General features: G+C 56.2%; 17 protein-coding genes and 2 tRNA genes. 12 read left to right on the forward strand and 7 right to left on the reverse strand.

Annotated elements, in window-relative coordinates; translation table 11 throughout:
• Positions 1 to 6: 6 nt before the first annotated feature.
• The 5 genes from AC0V6Q_RS14120 to AC0V6Q_RS14140 all read right to left on the reverse strand — a co-directional run bounded on the left by AC0V6Q_RS14120 (position 7) and on the right by AC0V6Q_RS14140 (position 5,527).
• Positions 7 to 1,278, reverse strand: coding sequence for an LptF/LptG family permease (locus tag AC0V6Q_RS14120; RefSeq protein ID WP_486169016.1), 1,272 nt, complete (start codon positions 1,276 to 1,278; stop codon positions 7 to 9).
• Between the two features lie 120 nt (positions 1,279 to 1,398).
• Positions 1,399 to 1,899: a DUF427 domain-containing protein gene (locus AC0V6Q_RS14125; protein ID WP_486169017.1), complete on the reverse strand. Its 501-nt coding sequence runs from the start codon at positions 1,897 to 1,899 to the stop codon at positions 1,399 to 1,401.
• Positions 1,900 to 1,918: 19 nt separating this feature from the next.
• On the reverse strand, positions 1,919 to 2,329 hold the full coding sequence (clpS, locus tag AC0V6Q_RS14130) for an ATP-dependent Clp protease adapter ClpS (protein ID WP_486169018.1): 411 nt from the start codon (positions 2,327 to 2,329) through the stop codon (positions 1,919 to 1,921).
• Positions 2,330 to 2,590: 261 nt separating this feature from the next.
• Complete coding sequence (locus AC0V6Q_RS14135; protein ID WP_486169019.1) at positions 2,591 to 3,403, reverse strand: phasin family protein; 813 nt, start codon at positions 3,401 to 3,403, stop codon at positions 2,591 to 2,593.
• 150 nt (positions 3,404 to 3,553) lie between these two features.
• Positions 3,554 to 5,527: a PHA/PHB synthase family protein gene (locus tag AC0V6Q_RS14140; RefSeq protein ID WP_486169020.1), complete on the reverse strand. Its 1,974-nt coding sequence runs from the start codon at positions 5,525 to 5,527 to the stop codon at positions 3,554 to 3,556.
• 206 nt (positions 5,528 to 5,733) lie between these two features.
• Here AC0V6Q_RS14140 and AC0V6Q_RS14145 point away from each other — a divergent pair, with 206 nt between their 5' ends.
• The 7 genes from AC0V6Q_RS14145 (at position 5,734) to AC0V6Q_RS14175 (ending at position 10,409) form a co-directional block, all read left to right on the forward strand.
• Positions 5,734 to 6,933 carry an LL-diaminopimelate aminotransferase gene (locus AC0V6Q_RS14145; protein WP_486169021.1) on the forward strand — a complete coding sequence of 400 codons (1,200 nt, stop codon included), beginning with the start codon at positions 5,734 to 5,736 and terminating at the stop codon, positions 6,931 to 6,933.
• A 96-nt stretch (positions 6,934 to 7,029) separates the two neighbouring features.
• Positions 7,030 to 7,620 carry a hypothetical protein gene (locus AC0V6Q_RS14150; RefSeq protein WP_486169022.1) on the forward strand — a complete coding sequence of 197 codons (591 nt, stop codon included), beginning with the start codon at positions 7,030 to 7,032 and terminating at the stop codon, positions 7,618 to 7,620.
• 28 nt (positions 7,621 to 7,648) lie between these two features.
• On the forward strand, positions 7,649 to 7,999 hold the full coding sequence (locus AC0V6Q_RS14155; RefSeq protein WP_486169023.1) for a hypothetical protein: 351 nt from the start codon (positions 7,649 to 7,651) through the stop codon (positions 7,997 to 7,999).
• A gap of 11 nt (positions 8,000 to 8,010) precedes the next feature.
• On the forward strand, positions 8,011 to 8,580 hold the full coding sequence (locus AC0V6Q_RS14160) for a hypothetical protein (protein WP_486169024.1): 570 nt from the start codon (positions 8,011 to 8,013) through the stop codon (positions 8,578 to 8,580).
• Complete coding sequence (locus AC0V6Q_RS14165) at positions 8,577 to 9,020, forward strand: JAB domain-containing protein (protein ID WP_486169025.1); 444 nt, start codon at positions 8,577 to 8,579, stop codon at positions 9,018 to 9,020. The genes AC0V6Q_RS14160 and AC0V6Q_RS14165 overlap by 4 nt, the downstream gene beginning before the upstream one ends.
• The gene (locus AC0V6Q_RS14170; RefSeq protein ID WP_486169026.1) at positions 8,986 to 9,375 is read left to right on the forward strand and encodes a winged helix-turn-helix domain-containing protein; all 390 of its coding nucleotides are present in this window, start codon (positions 8,986 to 8,988) and stop codon (positions 9,373 to 9,375) included. The genes AC0V6Q_RS14165 and AC0V6Q_RS14170 overlap by 35 nt, the downstream gene beginning before the upstream one ends.
• A gap of 206 nt (positions 9,376 to 9,581) precedes the next feature.
• A complete protein-coding gene (locus AC0V6Q_RS14175; RefSeq protein WP_486169027.1) occupies positions 9,582 to 10,409 on the forward strand; it encodes a crotonase/enoyl-CoA hydratase family protein in 828 nt (275 codons plus the stop codon).
• 5 nt (positions 10,410 to 10,414) lie between these two features.
• Here AC0V6Q_RS14175 and AC0V6Q_RS14180 read toward each other — a convergent pair whose 3' ends face one another.
• Positions 10,415 to 11,194 carry a thioesterase family protein gene (locus AC0V6Q_RS14180; protein ID WP_486169028.1) on the reverse strand — a complete coding sequence of 260 codons (780 nt, stop codon included), beginning with the start codon at positions 11,192 to 11,194 and terminating at the stop codon, positions 10,415 to 10,417.
• 155 nt (positions 11,195 to 11,349) lie between these two features.
• Between AC0V6Q_RS14180 and AC0V6Q_RS14185 the strand changes: the two genes are divergently transcribed.
• Positions 11,350 to 11,423 (forward strand) — tRNA-Cys (locus AC0V6Q_RS14185).
• A gap of 22 nt (positions 11,424 to 11,445) precedes the next feature.
• A tRNA-Thr gene (locus tag AC0V6Q_RS14190) sits at positions 11,446 to 11,521 on the forward strand.
• Positions 11,522 to 11,686: 165 nt separating this feature from the next.
• Here the strand turns inward: AC0V6Q_RS14190 and AC0V6Q_RS14195 are convergent.
• Complete coding sequence (locus tag AC0V6Q_RS14195; protein WP_486169029.1) at positions 11,687 to 12,358, reverse strand: hypothetical protein; 672 nt, start codon at positions 12,356 to 12,358, stop codon at positions 11,687 to 11,689.
• A gap of 290 nt (positions 12,359 to 12,648) precedes the next feature.
• On the opposite strand from AC0V6Q_RS14195, the gene AC0V6Q_RS14200 reads away from it, so the two are divergent.
• The 3 genes from AC0V6Q_RS14200 (at position 12,649) to AC0V6Q_RS14210 (ending at position 16,397) form a co-directional block, all read left to right on the forward strand.
• A complete protein-coding gene (locus AC0V6Q_RS14200; RefSeq protein ID WP_486169030.1) occupies positions 12,649 to 13,347 on the forward strand; it encodes a Crp/Fnr family transcriptional regulator in 699 nt (232 codons plus the stop codon).
• Between the two features lie 237 nt (positions 13,348 to 13,584).
• Positions 13,585 to 15,543, forward strand: a complete 1,959-nt coding sequence (locus AC0V6Q_RS14205; protein WP_486169031.1) for a M1 family metallopeptidase — start codon at positions 13,585 to 13,587, stop codon at positions 15,541 to 15,543.
• Between the two features lie 182 nt (positions 15,544 to 15,725).
• Positions 15,726 to 16,397, forward strand: a complete 672-nt coding sequence (locus AC0V6Q_RS14210) for a response regulator transcription factor (protein WP_486169032.1) — start codon at positions 15,726 to 15,728, stop codon at positions 16,395 to 16,397.
• Positions 16,398 to 16,439: the final 42 nt, after the last annotated feature.

Raw genomic sequence — 16,439 nt, forward strand, 5'->3', positions numbered from 1 at the left:
CTGCCCTTATTCCGCAGGGGCCAAGGGCGTTTCCCCGGCATCTGTTTCGGTTTCTGCCTGATGATCGGCGACGAGCGATTTGGGTTTGCGTCTGCCAAACAGCTTTCCGACCTGTTTGCCGATTTTGCCAATCACACGCTCAAGCGCGCCCAAAGCCTGGCCGCCGGGCACATGCGCGGTGCGATGATACATCCAGATGATCAGCGCGGCGAAAATCACAAAGGGCCCCCACAAGGCGATGATCGGGTCAATCCGGCCGAGCGTCGCGATATCCTCGCCGTATTGGTTTATCTTGTGATAGGCGACAACCATGATGATCGAGGCGAACACGCCCAATGCGCTGGTTGATCTTTTGGGCGGAATCGCAAGGGCCACTGCCAAGAGCGGCAAAAGCAGCATCATCACGATCTCGACCATGCGATAGTTGAAGCTTGCCTGTGTGGCATCGCGTTCCGCCTTGCTCGCGTTCTGGTCGGCCCACCCAATTCGCAAAAGCTCGGGCAAGATATATTCGCGGCTCCCCTCACCGCGCGCGCGGAATTGTTCGATGGCGGGCAGGTCAATCGGCAGATCATGGCGCGAGAAGGACAGAACGCGCGGTGTCTTGCTGCCGGTGTCCTGAACGATTGTGCCTTCTGTCAGGCGCAGGATGATCGTGTCGGGATCATCGCTGGTGGCCATGAAAGCGCCTTCGCGCGCGCTGATCGAGAGAACCTGATTCTGGCTGTTGGAAACGCGGGCAAAGATGCCGACAAGGCGCTGCCCCTGGTCTTCGCTCTCTTCTATGCGCAAAGCCATGCGGTCGGCCAAAGTGGTGAATTCGCCCACCTTGATCGAGGCGCCCAATGCGCCAGAGCGCAGCTCATATTCCATCTGTTCGTAATAATAGCGGCTAAGCGGCTGGACGTAGAAAACCAGCGCCACATTGACCGCGACCAGCACCACGGTGATCGCATACGGCACCCGCAAGAGCCGCCAATACGACAGTCCTACGGCGCGCATCGTGTCGAGTTCCGACGAGGTGGCGAGTTTGCGAAAAGCAAACAAAATGCCCAGCAACAGCCCCAGGGGAATGGCTAGGCTCGCATATTCAGGGATCAGCGCGCCCAGCATTTTGAAGACCACGCCGATCGGGCCGCCTTCCACTGCGACAAAGTCAAACAGGCGCAGCATCTTGTCTAGCATCAGCAGGCTTGCCGCGAGCGCAAACACGCCCAGCATGGGCACAACCACAAGCCGGAAGATGTACCGGTCAATACTGGGAATGAAATTCAGCACGTTCGCACTCGTCGCTCATCCGTTTGCGTGTTGGAGCTTGCCATTGGCCCTAGCGACAAAACGCGGGGCCGTCATGTCCTCAATGTGGGTAAGGCGCGACTGAGTTAATCAGATGCGCATTTACCAGAACTGACTGCCCGGAATGCCTTTGAAGGGCCCTGCCTCATATTGGCTGATCCATCCGCCATAGAATTGCCCGGGCTGAGGCGTGATTTGCTCACCGTCGATCAGGCACTGGTCGAGAGGGTCAGGGTAAAATGCGATGTGGTCACGGATGCCGGCAAAGCTTGGGGTGGGATTGCTGTAACACCATGCCCCTGCGGTGATCGCTTTGTCACCAACGATGATGTCGAAGTACCGTGCCTGCCCTTTCCATTCGCACAACGTCCGGCGCGAATTGGTGCGAAGGTGCGCCATCGCGATGTCGTCTTGCGGGATGTAATAGGTGGGCGGGTGGCTGGTCTCCAGCGTGCGCCATGCGTTTGTGCTGTCTGCAAGGGTGACGCCTCGGTGAATGATCTGGACACGCCTGCTGGTCGGTTCGCAGATCGCAGGGCGCGGATAATCCCAAACGCTTTCCTGGCCGGGTCCTACGGGATCAGGTTCGGGATGGCCGAGCACGATAGTCCGCCCGCGCGGCTCACGCCTTCTCAAGCGTGCATTGCAGCGGATGCTGGTTCTGGCGGGCGAAATCCATCACCTGATTGACCTTGGTTTCCGCCACTTCATATGGGAAAATCCCGCAAACCCCGACGCCCTTTTGATGGACGTGCAGCATGACGCGCGTTGCTTGCTCCAAATCCATGCCAAAGAAACGTTTTAACACCATCACCACGAATTCCATCGGGGTGTAGTCGTCGTTAAGCAGCAGCACTTTGTACTGGCTGGGTTTCTTGGGCTTGGTGCGGGTTTTGGTCGCAAGGCCGACCTGCGCATCGCCATCGTCAGCATCACCACCGTCCGGCTTATCCGTATCGGAGCCAGCCGCACTGATGCGCAGGTGTTCTTCAAACGCGTTCAGTTCACAAGGGCGGGGGTCATACTTGGCCATCGACACCCATTATGGGAAACGTTGGCCCGTGTGCAAGACAAGACCGCTTCAAACCGGCACTTTCCTTCAGCACTTTCCTCCAGCACCGTCCTATTGTGAACAGGCTATTCCGATTAAAACTGGGCGGCACATAAAAAAGGACCAGAAAGACCGGGGGGGAGGTGGTCTTTCTGGTCCATGCGCTTTCGCGCGTTTTCATAAGCCGGGTAAAGGGAGAGAGAGGAGAGGCCCGGCCCAGAAAAATTCGTTCAAGCGTGCGGCTTAGGCAGCTTTCTTGGCTTTTTCAGTCGCAACGCTGACGCGGTTCGAAATCGGTGCGAATGCGTCGTTGTAAAGCTTTACGATAGCTTCGGTGCGCTTCGAGCCGAATGAAACAGCGGCGTCGAAGTTGCGACGTGCGATTTCACCTTGAAGTTCGAAAAGCTCGGTTGGTGACTTGATCGAAGCCACTTTCTTTGCGTCTTCAGTGACGGTTTCGATTACGGCCTTGCCGGTTTCGACGTCTGATTTCACGAGCTCTTGTGCACCAGCAACGAAGATCTTGCCGCTTTCGACGACTGCTTCAACGTTTGCTTTGCTGAACTCGCCTGCTTCCGAAGCAAACTCGGTTGCTTTGCCGTAAGCGCCTTTAACGCGGGTTTGTGCGTCGGCTGCGAATTCTTTGGCTTTCGACGTGAGGTCTGCTGTGAGATCGGTCTTTTGAGCAGTTGCCATGATAGTGTCCTTCAGTTTCGAAACTGGGTTGGTGGTTGCTGCGGTTTTCGCTGCAGCCTTGGTAGGTGTCTTTTTCGCCACTGGCTTTTTGGCCGGGGCCTTTTTGGCAGTGGTCTTCTTTGCAGCCGCTTTCTTGGCGGGAGCCTTACGGGCCGCAGCAGGTTTCTTCGCTGGCGCGGCAACCGCTTTCTTTACAGCCGCCACTTTCACGGCTGGCTTTGGCTCGCCTGCTTCAACAGCTTCAGCGACCTTCTTGGCGCTTACCGTCTTTTTCGCAGCCGCTTCTTTTTTTGCTGCAGCTTCGTTCTTTACTTTCTCAGCTGCTGCGTCGATCTTTGATGTGTTACCGGCTTCTGCCATGTCGCACTCCTGTATGTTGCAGTGCACAAAATAGCGATTGCAGGTGCGAAGTCAAGGACTTTTTGTGCGCTGCACAAAAATGCAAAATCCGGCTTTAATTCAGATGTTTAAGGCGATTTTACGGGTGCGCGTTGAAATTTTTTCGCCCGCCTAGCGTGATTTCACATAGCTTCCCGGGGCATCTTCCAGCACTTTGTCGCCTTTGCCACCCGGCTTGCGCTTGCCAGTGGCAGCGACCTTTTTGCTGTCCTGTGTATCCAGCCATTGGAGCCAATGCGGCCACCAGCTTCCCGGATGTTCTTCAGCGCTCTCGATAAACTCGGAAAGAGAGCTCGCATCCTTATCGCCTAGCCAATATTGATATTTGCCCGCATCCGGATGGTTCACAACGCCAGCGATATGACCAGAGCCTGCGAGCAGGAATTCCAGCGGTCCGTTAAAGTGGTCGGTGATCCGCCACACGCTTTCAGCAGGCGCAATATGATCTTCGCGGCCTGCTTGCACAAATGTCGGTGTTTCGACCTTTGTAAGATCAATCGGCGTCCCATCGGCGTGCAGCGCACCGGGCACCACTAGCTTGTTGTCGCGGTACAGGTCGCGCAGGTAATCATTGTGCCATTTGGCGGGAAGGTTGGTGACGTCCCCGTTCCAATGCAGCAGGTCAAAGGCAGGATAGTCTTCACCCAGCAGGTAATTGTTGATCACATAATTCCAGATGAGGTCCTTGCCGCGCAGTGCGTTGAAGGTCGCCGCGAGATAGCGCCCGTCAAGATAGCCATCAGGTGAAAGCTGGTCGATGATCTCAAGCTGGCCATCGCCGATAAAGTGTTTGAGCTCGCCGCTGCGTTCAAAATCGACCTGCGCTGTGAAGAAGGTCGCGCTCTTCACCTTGTCCGCCTCGCCGCGCTCCGCAAGAATGGCAAGGGTTGCGGCGAGGGTCGTGCCCGCCACGCAGTAACCGATCGTGTGAACGCTGGGTACATCCAGCCGGTCCCGGATCGTATCAATCGCCTCGATCTGCCCGCGGATGTAATCGTCCCACACGACATCTTTCAGGCTTTCGTCGGCCGACTTCCAGCTGACAACGAACACCGTGATGCCTTGATCAACGGCCCATTTGATGAAGCTCTTTTTCGCTGTGAGATCGAGAATGTAGAACCGGTTGATCCACGGCGGGAAAATCACCAGCGGGACTTCGTAGACGTTCTTGGTCGAGGGCGAATACTGGATCAGCTGATACAGCGGCGTTTGCGCGACCACTTTACCCGGTGTCGCCGCCAGGTTTTCGCCAAGGGTAAAGGCATTGGGATCGGTGTGGGTGAGTTGACCGCGTTCAAGATCGGCGATCAGATGGCGCAGGCCTTCGACAAGGTTCTGGCCGCGCGTTTCCATCGTACGTTTGAGTACGACAGGGTTGGTCGCAAGGAAATTCCCCGGGCTCATCGCCTCGGACAAAGCGTTCACCGCAAATTTAAGCTGCGCTTTGTTTGCGCCTTCAAGGCCGTCAATGTTCGATGCCGCCTGTTTGAAATAGTCGGACAGCATGAGATAGGTTTGATGAAGCAGAAGATAGGCCGGGCTTTCGCTCCACGCAGGATCGGCAAAACGCCGGTCTTTGCGAGGCAAATCCTTGGCGTCGCCCGCCTTGCCTGACTGGGTGACGACATTGGCAATCTCACCCGCCCCGCTCACCATTTGCGAGGCAACCCCTTTCCACAATTGCAGCACATTCCCGGCCAGCTTGGCTTGGGACTGGACAAGATCTTTGGGCAGGGATTTGACCATGCTTTGCGAGATCAAAAGCCATTGCGCTGGGTCGAGCAGGTTCTTGCCATCGCCAGCTTTTGCAGCGGCTTTGGTCGCTTGCCCGGCAACAAAATTGAACCACATCTGCTGCATTTCGGCAGCGGCCTTGGTCCATTCGCCCAGATCACCCATACTTTTCATCTCACCGCTACCCTCGGAGGGCATGGTCAATGGAAGGCCGTTTTCTCCCGCTCCGGAAGTCATTTGCGAGAAAAGCGTGCGCATCGCCTCGCTTTGCTGCTCGAGGAATGAGCCCATCTGACCCATCCCGTCCAAAGAAGAGCCAGCGTCTGATCCATCTTTCGTACCGTCGGCCATCAACTCAATCCCCTGTGAAGCGCCTGCCACTCTATTTGCCGATAGACAGTTTTACCACCCTGATAGCGGTAAGATGTGGCGGCACAAATAATGTGGCGTATATAGGTTCGGACTTGCGACTGATAAATTCGACAAAATGACTGTTGCCACTCAAGGCTTAGGTCAAAGGCGAATGAGGTCGGTGAAAAGGGCTCGGGTAGGAAGTGATGGACGAACAGTTTTACCGTATGAAACGGCTGCCGCCGTATGTGATTGCTGAAGTTAACTCGATGCGCCATGCCGCGCGCCTGGCGGGACAGGACATCATTGATCTTGGCATGGGCAATCCCGACCAACCGCCCCCGCAACACGTGATCGACAAACTGTGCGAGGTTGCCTCGAAGCCCGACGCACACGGCTATTCGCAATCCAAGGGCATTCCCGGCCTCAGGCGCGCCCAGGCCAATTATTACGAGCGCCGTTTCGGGGTCGACCTTGATCCCGAGACAGAAGTTGTCGTCACTATGGGCTCGAAAGAGGGGCTTGGCAGCCTTGCGACAGCGATCACTGCGCCGGGCGATGTGGTGCTTGCGCCTAACCCCTCCTATCCGATCCACACATTCGGATTTATAATCGCAGGTGCAACGATCCGCGCGGTGCCCACGACCCCGGACGAAGAATATTGGCGCTCGCTCGAAAGTGCGATGAACTTCACGGTCCCGCGCCCGAGTGTGTTAGTCGTGAGTTATCCATCCAATCCAACATCCGAAGTGGTTGACCTCGCCTTTTACGAAAGGCTGGTCGCTTGGGCGCGCGAGAATAAAGTCTGGGTGCTTTCCGACCTTGCCTATTCCGAGCTTTATTTTGACGGAAACCCGACCCCTTCGATCATGCAGGTGCCCGGCGCGAAAGACGTGGCCGTCGAGTTCACCAGTATGAGCAAAACTTACTCCATGGCCGGGTGGCGGATGGGCTTTGCGGTCGGGAACAAGCAATTGATCGCCGCATTGACCAGAGTGAAGTCATATCTTGATTACGGGGCTTTCACCCCCATTCAAGCAGCTGCGTGCGCCGCGCTAAACGGGCCGCAGGATATCGTGGAATCGAACCGCCAGCTTTATCAGAAGCGCCGCGACGTCATGGTCGAAGCATTTGGTAGAGCAGGCTGGGAAATTCCGCCGCCTCCGGCCTCCATGTTCGCATGGGCGCCGCTTCCGCCGGCACTAAAGGATATGGGTAGCTTGGAGTTTTCAAAGCAACTCCTAACTGAAGCTCAAGTCGCTGTCGCACCTGGTGTTGGTTACGGCGAAAAAGGCGAGGGTTTTGTTAGAATTGCCATGGTCGAAAACGAACAAAGACTGCGGCAGGCAGCGCGTAATATTAAGAAGTATTTTTCAACAATGGGCGTCAATTCTTCTTCATCATAAGCCTAGCCGGAGATTTTGACTCAGTGTCAGACTTGTTAGACAATCAGTCTGATTTTGATGTAAGTTAGTTTGGACGCAGTAACTTAGGAGTTTGCAATGTCTGGCGATGCACTGCGGCCTCTTACCAAGAGGCAGCAGGCCGTGATCGAACGGATTGATCGGCGTGCCCCTATTAAGGTTATCGCTCGTGAGCTCGGCGTATCAGAGACACGGATCAATCAGCACATCCGCGCTCTTAAGGATATCTATAGAGCGGAGAACCTCAGCGACCTTGTCGAAGCCTATCGTAGGGAAAAATCTGCAGAACAAGAACCAGATAAAGAGGAATGGAATCAGAACTCTAGCGTTTTCGAAACGGACTTAAGCGAATCTGTATATAGCAAAAATCAGGTCCCCATCAGCGGGCTAATCGGTGACTCATCGGGGCAAGGCGATCCTGGAGAACTCGTTATTCGCGATGTCTCCTCGATGGTCGACGAGGCGCCCTGGTTGCGCCCCGGCGAACCTCAGGTCGTCCCCCGGGCGCTCGACGGCGAACATGCTGTCTGGCTACGCCTCGTTGCTATTGTCGGGATCGCATTCGGCTTTCTTGCCGCAATTGTCCTGACAGTCACAGCTGCTGTGGCAATTGGCGATGCGTTAGACGGACGTGCGACTGTCCCGGTTGATGAACAAGGCTTCTCCTAACGGGCTGGGAGGGGCACGGAGACCTAAAGTGACTGATCGTATTCTCAATGATGCTCAAAATCTGAAAAAACTTGTCCGTGAAGCCGAAGCGTTGGCGGATGAGTCGATGATGGCCTTTGCACGTTTGAAGCAGGCGATGATTGCAGCGAGACAAAATCCTGCTGTTGGCGTGGATACAGGGCAGCGCGCCTTGATGCGCCTTAATCAGGCAGAAGCGCAGGCGATGAGCATGTCGACAAGCCTGCTGCGCGTGCACGACGAGCTTAGCAAAGTTGCGCGAGAGAAGATGGCTGGCGACAATAACGATATCCCAACCGTGATCGAGCCTGATGCAATGGTGTCGACGGACGCAGGCTTCCAGCTTGAGGCTGCCGAGTAGGCGTCAAGCCGATGATTGATATTGCTCTCTTCGAATACCGCATTCTGGCCCAAGACCTCTTGATGATCGCTGTGTGTATCGCAGCGTTCATCTGGGGCGGCGGGCCAGAAAGACTTGTTGCCGCGACATGGCTTGTGGTGTTCGAAGGCGCAAACTTTGCTAAAAACTGGTTCCTTGGCGAGAGCGTGCGGCTTTCGGGTGTGGATTGGTTCCTGGCTTCGGTCGACGTGTTGGCCGCGGCGATATTTGTCGGGATCGCCCTCTACGCAAACCGCAATTACACCTTGTGGATTGCCGCGATGCAGGTGTTGGCCATTATGGCCCACCTCGCGCGCGGGATCGCCGACCTGATCGCGCCGATAGCGTATGCAATCATGTTCATCATCCCTGGATGGCTTCAGCTTTTCCTGTTGGGAGCCGGGGTTGTCCGGCACATTCTGCGTAAGCGAAAGCATGGGCCCTATCGTGACTGGCGTGTTGCTCGTCCGAATATGGCTATTGCCGAAGGGTTTGGTCCGCTCGCTGGCGGGAGCAAGTGGCCACAGGCGAAACAACCATCCTGGCGGGATGATGTCAAATGATCCAACAGCCGTCAGGGCAAGCTTCGGATTTCCGCTCGCACCGCGATCATGCGATGATCGACTTTCTGCGAGCAATGGTCATCGCAAAGCCGTTTGAAGCTGAGCGTTTCCATGCGCTGTTCGTGGACGAAAAGCGGTCATTTCTTGGCGATGCACCTTTGGGTTTGGGGGGAAGCGGTCAGCTATCCTTGAGGATGCGCGATCTGTTCTCGAAGGCGCTTTGTCTGAACGCCGACGGCATTCTCATCGCTCACAATCATCCATCGGGGCAATGCCGGCCAAGCCGCAGTGATATCATGTCGACACGGCGATTGGAGACCGTGGCAACAGCGCTCGATATCGAGCTTGTCGACCATCTCATTTTTACAAAAGACGCGGTCTATTCGATGCGCGCGGGGGCACTTCATGAGTTCAAAAGTCGCAAGCCGGTTCTTCCCTGACAGCGGGACGCTTATTCCGCGTTTCAGGCAGGCTGGTGAAGTTACGCTGGACCTTTTTCACCGCGATGGGCGCGTGGATGCCCATTGGCTCGCCTTTCATCCAAGAGAATTCGAGCTCCTTTGGCGTCTTGCAGAAGAGGCCGGCAGGCGCGTCACCAAACGCCAGTTGTTGTTCGATGTCTGGCGCATCGATTACGAACCCGAAACCAACAGCGTCGCTGTCCATGTTGCGCGAATCCGCAGCAAGTTGGAGCCGCTTGGGCTTGCCGGGATCCTCGCGACACATCCCGATGGCGGATATTACGTCAACGCGCCGCAAAAAGAGATCGATCTGAGCTTTGCAGACAACAGTTGAGGCCTGCGTAAAGGCCTAGGCGCCTAGGGTTCGGACCTTTGAGAAGAGGTCGGAACCCTGGTTCCTTTGCTTGACTGTCTGCTCTCCAACCGTCTCAAACCGTTTTTTTCGGCCGCTTCAGGTTGCGCAGTGCAACTGATCGCTGGACACCATTGCGGGCTTCCTTCACATCATCGTCAAACCAAAACGCCTATGGAGAGACGAGGATGTCACAAGCCCAAACCATTTCATCCAATGACCGCGTCACGATCGAGCTTGCGGATAATGGCATTGCGCATGTTCGCTTTGTTCGCGCAGAAAAAATGAACGCGCTCGATCCCGCCATGTTCGATGCCATGATCGAAGCGGCGCAAACCTTGACCACAACCAAAGGTGTGCGTGTCGTTGTTCTTTCAGGCGAGGGCCGCGCCTTTTGTGCCGGTATCGATCTGAGCAATTTCACCAATTCCCAAGACGGCGGTGATCGCAAGCTTGAAACGCGCACTCACGGCAACACCAACAAGTTCCAGGAAGTCGCTTTCCAATGGCGCCGGCTTGGTGTGCCGGTCATTGCTGCGGTTCACGGCGTGTGTTTTGGCGGAGGGCTTCAAATCGCAAGCGGCGCCGATATTCGCATCATTCACCCGGAAACCCGCATGGCGGTGATGGAGATGAAGTGGGGCCTGGTGCCTGACATGGCCGGATATGCCTTGTGGCGCGGTCTGGTGCGCGATGATGTGCTGCGCGAGCTCGTCTACACGAATCGCGAGTTTTCAGGGGCAGAGGCGCAAGGTCTTGGCTTTGCCACTCATGTCGAGGATGATCCGCTCGCCCGCGCGATGGAAATCGCCGAAGTGATCGCTGGCAAGAACCCCGATGCGATTCGCGCCGCCAAGCGCTTGCATGACGTAATGCATGACGAACGCACCGATGATATCCTTATGGCCGAAAGCCTTGAGCAGGATAAGATCAGCCGCACTAAGAACCAGATCGAGGCGGTTATGTCCTCTATGCAGAAACGTCCAGGCCAGTTTGAAGACGTAGAAGTCGCCTAGTCAGCTTACCCGAACACCGCGACTGATTGGAGGCCGTCGAGAACCTGGCGGCCTTCAATATCGTACATCCGAAGCCTTTCCGATGAATAGCCGTGGTCCAGATGCTGGCTGGCGTTCTCGGACAGATACCACCCGTCTTTGGACTGCGAATTCGGATCGAGCACGTTGAACGACCAGTTGATGGAGCTGATCGGGCCGGGGCGCTGCATAATCCGCATCGCGCCTGGCGGCATCACGTCGCCCATCAGGACAAGCTTGCTGACAGGATCGAGGTCATGCTCCTCGGTAAGCCGCGCCCAGCGACGAATGGTCGCGCCCGGGTCCTCGCCCTTGGTCTGGCCATAGCGAAGCTCGAAATTGTTCTGGATGAAGGAGGGCCCTTTGCCTTCCATCGCGGGGGGATTGTCGTCAGGTAGACCCGCCCAGTTTTCCGGCGGATCGGCAGGGCGCTGTCCATTGGCATCACGCTCTGCTGCGAAAAGCCAGAACGCGGTCAGTGCGACCCCTTTCTCATTGCGGATTTCGCTGCGAACCTGTGTGACATTGCGTCCCTGCCGCACAATTTCAGCCGAGAGCTCAACTTCCTCGCCAACAGGGGCAACAAAGCCGATCTGGGCTGAACGCAAGGGAGGCAAATCGGGAAAAGCGCGGCGAGCGGCGGTGAACGCGACAAGAGCCGATGCACCGCCATAAAGTGTGCGCCCCTGCATCCAGTCTTCGGCCTGCGCGAGGCGAACGGGCCCGGCTTTGCCGGTGATGGGTTCAAGGAGGCTTGCGATAGTCATATGTTGACCATTGCCTCGCAAGATTGGCCCGGTCCAGATTGACGTTACGTCATTTCGTCCAAATGCGCGGGTTGAGGTCCATTCACGCGAAAGTTGCATTGCCTTTAGCGATGCGAATCGCTAGTGCGCCGCATCTGCCCAAGATTTGGGCGCTCGGCCCGATGGCGGAGTGGTGACGCAGCGGATTGCAAATCCGTGTACGCCGGTTCGATTCCGGCTCGGGCCTCCACCCTCTCTTCACGAGAGAACATGCCGCTTTAGCTCAGGTGGTAGAGCACATCATTCGTAATGATGGGGTCAGAGGTTCGAGTCCTCTAAGCGGCACCACCACTTTCAGCAATTCATCAATTCAGTGATTGAATGGCCGCCTTTCGCGTCCGACCCTGCTGATAAAGGGTCGGCGCGGTGCCGTTGCGAGCAAATTGAGAGCTGGAGTCTGATCTTGAGCAGCACTGGTGAGAACGCGAGACATGCGTTCTCACCAGTGCAATGTCAGTCGGTGAGCTGGTTGAGGTAAACCTCATCACCACCAATTGAGGTTTCGATATATCCGTCTTGCTGGAGATCGTTGGACGCCAAACGCCCTTGCATCTGGACCATGATCGTAGGTTGACCGTTTGAACGGCTGCGCTGTACCCGCAGCATTGTCACGGCATGGCTGGAGAATTTCCCATCAAGCGCTTCGACTGCTTTATCAAGCTGTCCAACCGCTGCTGGTGCATCAATATCGCCCTGTGCGATGAGAACATCGTCGAGCACAAAGTCTTCCGCTGCGCTATCAACTTCAAGTTCGGTGGGGATTTCTTCCTGCCAAACGCCCACGCCGGCACCCGCATATTGGATAGACAGCAATTTGCGTGGGTCGTCCGGATTTTGATAAGATACCTGACACGTCACGACGCTGCCTGCCTCGCCCATGGCGGATGCATCTATGGCTTCACCCGGGCTGAACATTGCCGTTGCATCGAAGATCTTGGCGTCAGGGCCGATTTTCTCAAAAGCGGTCTTGAAACAGATATCGGGGCCTTCTGAAATATTCATCGTGCCACCGCCCATAGCGGCATCCATCATGACCCCTGCATCGCCGCAGCCTGGCAGAGTCAGCGCCAGCGGCGCTGCAATCAAGAGACCCACCATCTTTTTTGAATTTTTTGAAGACACCATCAGAAATTTTCTCCTTAGTTTAAATGCGTCGGATCGATTGCTGCGGATAGGCAAAGGTGGCGTTCTTTGCGCATTGCCTCCATCGATCTCCAATCTTGGCGAAGTCCCCTTCGGATCGCCTCGGTAAACGATTAACTGGTGGTCGATGTATGCCGCTCATCTATGGCAAAATGTGATGGCCATCACACTTGGAGATACTCTGTCATCAATATTCCCGGCAGTGCATTTGTTTCGCTAGGGCGGTATCGTTGACGCAGCATATCCTTGCGCAAAATCGAAGGGCAGAATGGATGGATGAGTCTGATATTGCGCGGCTTCAGCTTGCGCCCGGCAGCCTACTTAAGGCGCTCACAAAGGAGCAATTTGAAGACCTTATACGCAATTCCAGGCGCCGGGAGCTGAGAGCGGGTGAAACTGTTATCAGCCAAGGCGATGAAGAAGGAGATTTTGCGGTCTTCCTGTTGTCGGGCGGGCTTAAGGTGAGTTTCGTAACCGTAGGCGGGAGAGAGATCATACTCAGCTATTGTTCGCCGGGTGAATTGGTGGGCGAGATTGCGCTGCTAGATAACGGCCCGCGGACAGCCGCTGTCGTCGCCTGTGCCCGATCGTCCGTCTATATCATCCCCAAGCAGGCATTTCTCGATACCCTTTCGACTAATCTTGCTTCGGCGGTTGGCGTGATGCGTGAATTGGCTCGACGCATTCGGCAGCAGAACCTTGTGATTGAAAGTGATCGCACCTTCTCAATGGCCCCCCGACTGGCACGTGCATTGCTGCGATTGGTCGATCAAAGCCGAGACGATGGCGTGCTCCTCCATAATCCCAGTCAAAGCGATTTGGGCGCTCTTGCAGGGCTCGCACGCGAGAATGTCAGCCGCTTGCTGTCCGAATGGGAAGAACTGGAGATCGTCGCGCGCGAAGGCCGATCAATGATTGTGCGCGATGCCAAATATCTAAAGCTTCTCGCCGAGATTGGTGACGATGCATAGCCACCTGGCTTGGACGACCGCTGCGGCGCATGAAAACACAGATCTGGTGGGGGCGAGTGTAAATCGCTTTTCGAGAGGCAGCTTTCCACGCTCGTTATCTGCAAGCCGTCAGTCCGCTTTGGCCTGCGCTTCCGTCTTTCGAATGCCAACCGGCTGACAATGCGCCAGATCAGAGGCTGGCAAACCGCTCCATATCATGTAGTTCAACCTGAAATTCTCACTCGTCAGGATATCCCGATGCGCGCTTATGTCTCATTTTTTGTTCTACCGTTTGTGCTCCTCCTTGCCGGTTGCGGTGACTTGGTCTCGCAGGATACCGGCCAAAGGGGCAAAATCGCGCCGATACTGACAAGTGAAGAAGCGTTTGATGATCAGACTTTTGCCAAGCCGCAAGAGGCGCGTGTCACGCATATCGACCTTGATCTTGCGATGGACTTCGATGCGAAGACGATTGGCGGGACGGCCACTCTCGATGTGCTGGCCGCGGATGAGGCAGATGCCATCATCCTCGATTCCAATGGCCTGCGTGTCTCTGCGGTCACCGACGAGGCTGGCAATGCGCTGGATTTTGGCCTTGGCGAGACGGTCGAGGGTAAGGGCGAGCCTTTGACAATTGAGCTTCCGGCTCAGAAACTGGAGCGCGAAGCCGATCTTGGCGAGGGCGACCTTGCTCCAACGCACCGGATCGTGGTCGAGTATGTTTCTGCTCCAGAGGCCGAGGCTTTGCAGTGGCTAAGCCCTGAACAGACAGCAGGCGGCGAGCATCCTTTCATCTTCAGTCAGGGACAGGCGATCAATAACCGCACATGGATCCCTACTCAGGATAGCCCCGGCATCCGGCAAACATGGGAAGCGACTATTTCGGCTCCCGAACCCCTCAATGTCGTCATGAGCGGTGTGGTTCAGGGTGATCCGCAGGAAGAAGACGGGGACCGCCGCGACTTTCGCTTCGTGATGAACAATCCCGTTCCGCCGTATCTGATCGCTATTGCCGCGGGGAATATCGAATTTCGCGAACTTGGCCCGCGTTCAGGTGTCTGGGCCGAACCCGAAGTCATCGAAGCGGCTGCGCAGGAAGTTGGCGATACAGAAGAGATGATCGATGCAGGCATTGCGCTGTTCGGTGACTATCGCTGGGGCCGATATGATATGATCGTCCTGCCGCCAGCCTTCCCTTATGGTGGTATGGAAAACCCGGTGATGACTTTCCTCACACCGACCTTCATCGCAGGTGACCGTTCCAACAATGGACTGGTTGCGCATGAATTGGCGCACAGCTGGTCAGGAAATCTGACCACCTATTCGAGCTGGCGCGACGGCTGGCTCAACGAAGGCGTCACCTCCTATTTCGAAAACCGCATCGTCGAAGAAGTCTACGGCAAACAGCGCGCCGAGCAGGAATATGCATTGAGCTATGCCGGTTTGGTCGGCGGTATCGAGGGTGCGGGCGCGGACAATCCCGCCACCGCCATGCGCACTCCTGATGAAATCAGCCCGTTCGAGACACGGGGCTTTGCGATTTACGACAAAGGGACGGTGTTCCTGCGCACGGTGGAAAACATCATTGGCCGCGAAAAGTTCGATGCATGGCTGACCCAGTGGTTTGATAGCCACGCATTCGAGCCTGTGACATCCGAAATGTTCCTGGCTGACCTGCGTGAGAAGCTGATCGGCGATGATGCTGAATTGGAAGAACGGTTGATGCTAAACGAGTGGGTTTACGGCACCGGCCTTCCGGAAAACGCGTGGAAGCCTGACGCTGCTGCCTTTGCCGAAGTGGATGGCGCGGTCTCCGCCTATGCCAGCGACGCAACGCTGCCCGATGTCGATGCATGGCGCGGTTGGACAGCGGCAGAGCAGCGACGTTTTCTTGAGGAGCTCCCACAAGAATTGTCGGCTGAGCAACTGTCAGCGCTGGATACAACCCTTGGCCTTTCGCAAACGCAGAATAATGAAGTGTTGTTCTTGTGGCTGGAGGCGGCGCTGCGCAATCAATACGATCCTGCCGTTCCGCAAGCCGAACGCTTCCTGGCAAGAGTGGGCCGTAACAAGTTTGTCAGCCCCCTGTTCACCGCGCTCAACGACACGGATTGGGGCAAGCCAATCGCCCGGCGCATCTATGCCGAAACGCGAAGCAGCTATCACGCCTACACACGCGGCAATGTTGACGAGACGCTTCAGTACGAGGCGCTTTAGAACACTTTGCGCCCATCCGACGCGCCCAAATGCCTACGATCAGGTTGCACTGGCCACGCGGCAGCCGGGCCAGTGAAAGGCCAGCGTCCAAACGGACGGTAATTCCGTTGTAAAAGCGGGTTTATTCGTCACGGCTTCGTCACAAAATGCAGGCAATCAACTCTCAACAGGGAGCTGATTGAGTGACACTGGTCAACATTCTTCTTACGCATCCGGAAGGAGGGGATTTTGAGCCCTTCGTGCATGGGGCAACCACCTTCCAGTTCTCGGCGTTTGACGCTCAAGGACCGCTGCAGATCATGGACGGCGCTGTCTGGATCTTCGTGGATTGGGTTCTTGAAGATATGTCCGGGATCGAGCTTTGCCGCAGGTTGAGAGCCGAAGCCGCCACGGCATCTGCGCATATAACGATGGTTCTGGATGACCATGACCCGATGTCGCGCAAGCGGGCGCTGGATGCGGGTGCAGATGACTATATGGTCGGGCCGATTGACCGGCGGAAGGTTCTGGACCGCGTACTTGCCCTTAATCCCGATGTCAGCACGCGGTTTGCATCCGATGTTATGCAGGTCGGACCGCTGACGATCAATCTGGCGGCTTATCGCGCTTTTTGGAACGATGCCGCGCTTGACGTCAGCCCTAACGAATTTCGTCTGCTGCGGTTCTTGGCCGACAACGCCAATCGCACATTGACCCGCGCCGAGATTGTCTCGGGGCTTGGCAAGGATGAGGAAGCGATTGACGACAGGACAGTCGATGTGTGGGTCGGCCGCCTGCGCAAAGCGATCAAGGCTGCCGGCGGAGGCAATCCGCTGCGCACGGTTCGCCTGATCGGATATGTGTTTGATCTTTAACTAGTCGCAATAAAAAGGGCCCGCCGCGCAGGGTGCGCAGCG

The organism is Erythrobacter sp. S227 (assembly GCF_057364925.1).

Excerpts from the sequence above, each read along its gene's own strand:
- AC0V6Q_RS14135 (WP_486169019.1), bottom strand. The coding sequence starts at position 3,403 with ATGGCAGAAGCCGGTAACACATCAAAGATCGACGCAGCAGCTGAGAAA.
- AC0V6Q_RS14200 (WP_486169030.1), top strand. The coding sequence starts at position 12,649 with ATGGATGAGTCTGATATTGCGCGGCTTCAGCTTGCGCCCGGCAGCCTA.
- AC0V6Q_RS14145 (WP_486169021.1), top strand. The coding sequence starts at position 5,734 with ATGGACGAACAGTTTTACCGTATGAAACGGCTGCCGCCGTATGTGATT.
- AC0V6Q_RS14205 (WP_486169031.1), top strand. The coding sequence starts at position 13,585 with ATGCGCGCTTATGTCTCATTTTTTGTTCTACCGTTTGTGCTCCTCCTT.
- AC0V6Q_RS14170 (WP_486169026.1), top strand. The coding sequence starts at position 8,986 with ATGAGTTCAAAAGTCGCAAGCCGGTTCTTCCCTGACAGCGGGACGCTT.
- clpS (WP_486169018.1), bottom strand. The coding sequence starts at position 2,329 with ATGGCCAAGTATGACCCCCGCCCTTGTGAACTGAACGCGTTTGAAGAA.
- AC0V6Q_RS14150 (WP_486169022.1), top strand. The coding sequence starts at position 7,030 with ATGTCTGGCGATGCACTGCGGCCTCTTACCAAGAGGCAGCAGGCCGTG.
- AC0V6Q_RS14180 (WP_486169028.1), bottom strand. The coding sequence starts at position 11,194 with ATGACTATCGCAAGCCTCCTTGAACCCATCACCGGCAAAGCCGGGCCC.
- AC0V6Q_RS14140 (WP_486169020.1), bottom strand. The coding sequence starts at position 5,527 with ATGGCCGACGGTACGAAAGATGGATCAGACGCTGGCTCTTCTTTGGAC.
- AC0V6Q_RS14195 (WP_486169029.1), bottom strand. The coding sequence starts at position 12,358 with ATGGTGTCTTCAAAAAATTCAAAAAAGATGGTGGGTCTCTTGATTGCA.
- AC0V6Q_RS14160 (WP_486169024.1), top strand. The coding sequence starts at position 8,011 with ATGATTGATATTGCTCTCTTCGAATACCGCATTCTGGCCCAAGACCTC.
- AC0V6Q_RS14165 (WP_486169025.1), top strand. The coding sequence starts at position 8,577 with ATGATCCAACAGCCGTCAGGGCAAGCTTCGGATTTCCGCTCGCACCGC.
- AC0V6Q_RS14175 (WP_486169027.1), top strand. The coding sequence starts at position 9,582 with ATGTCACAAGCCCAAACCATTTCATCCAATGACCGCGTCACGATCGAG.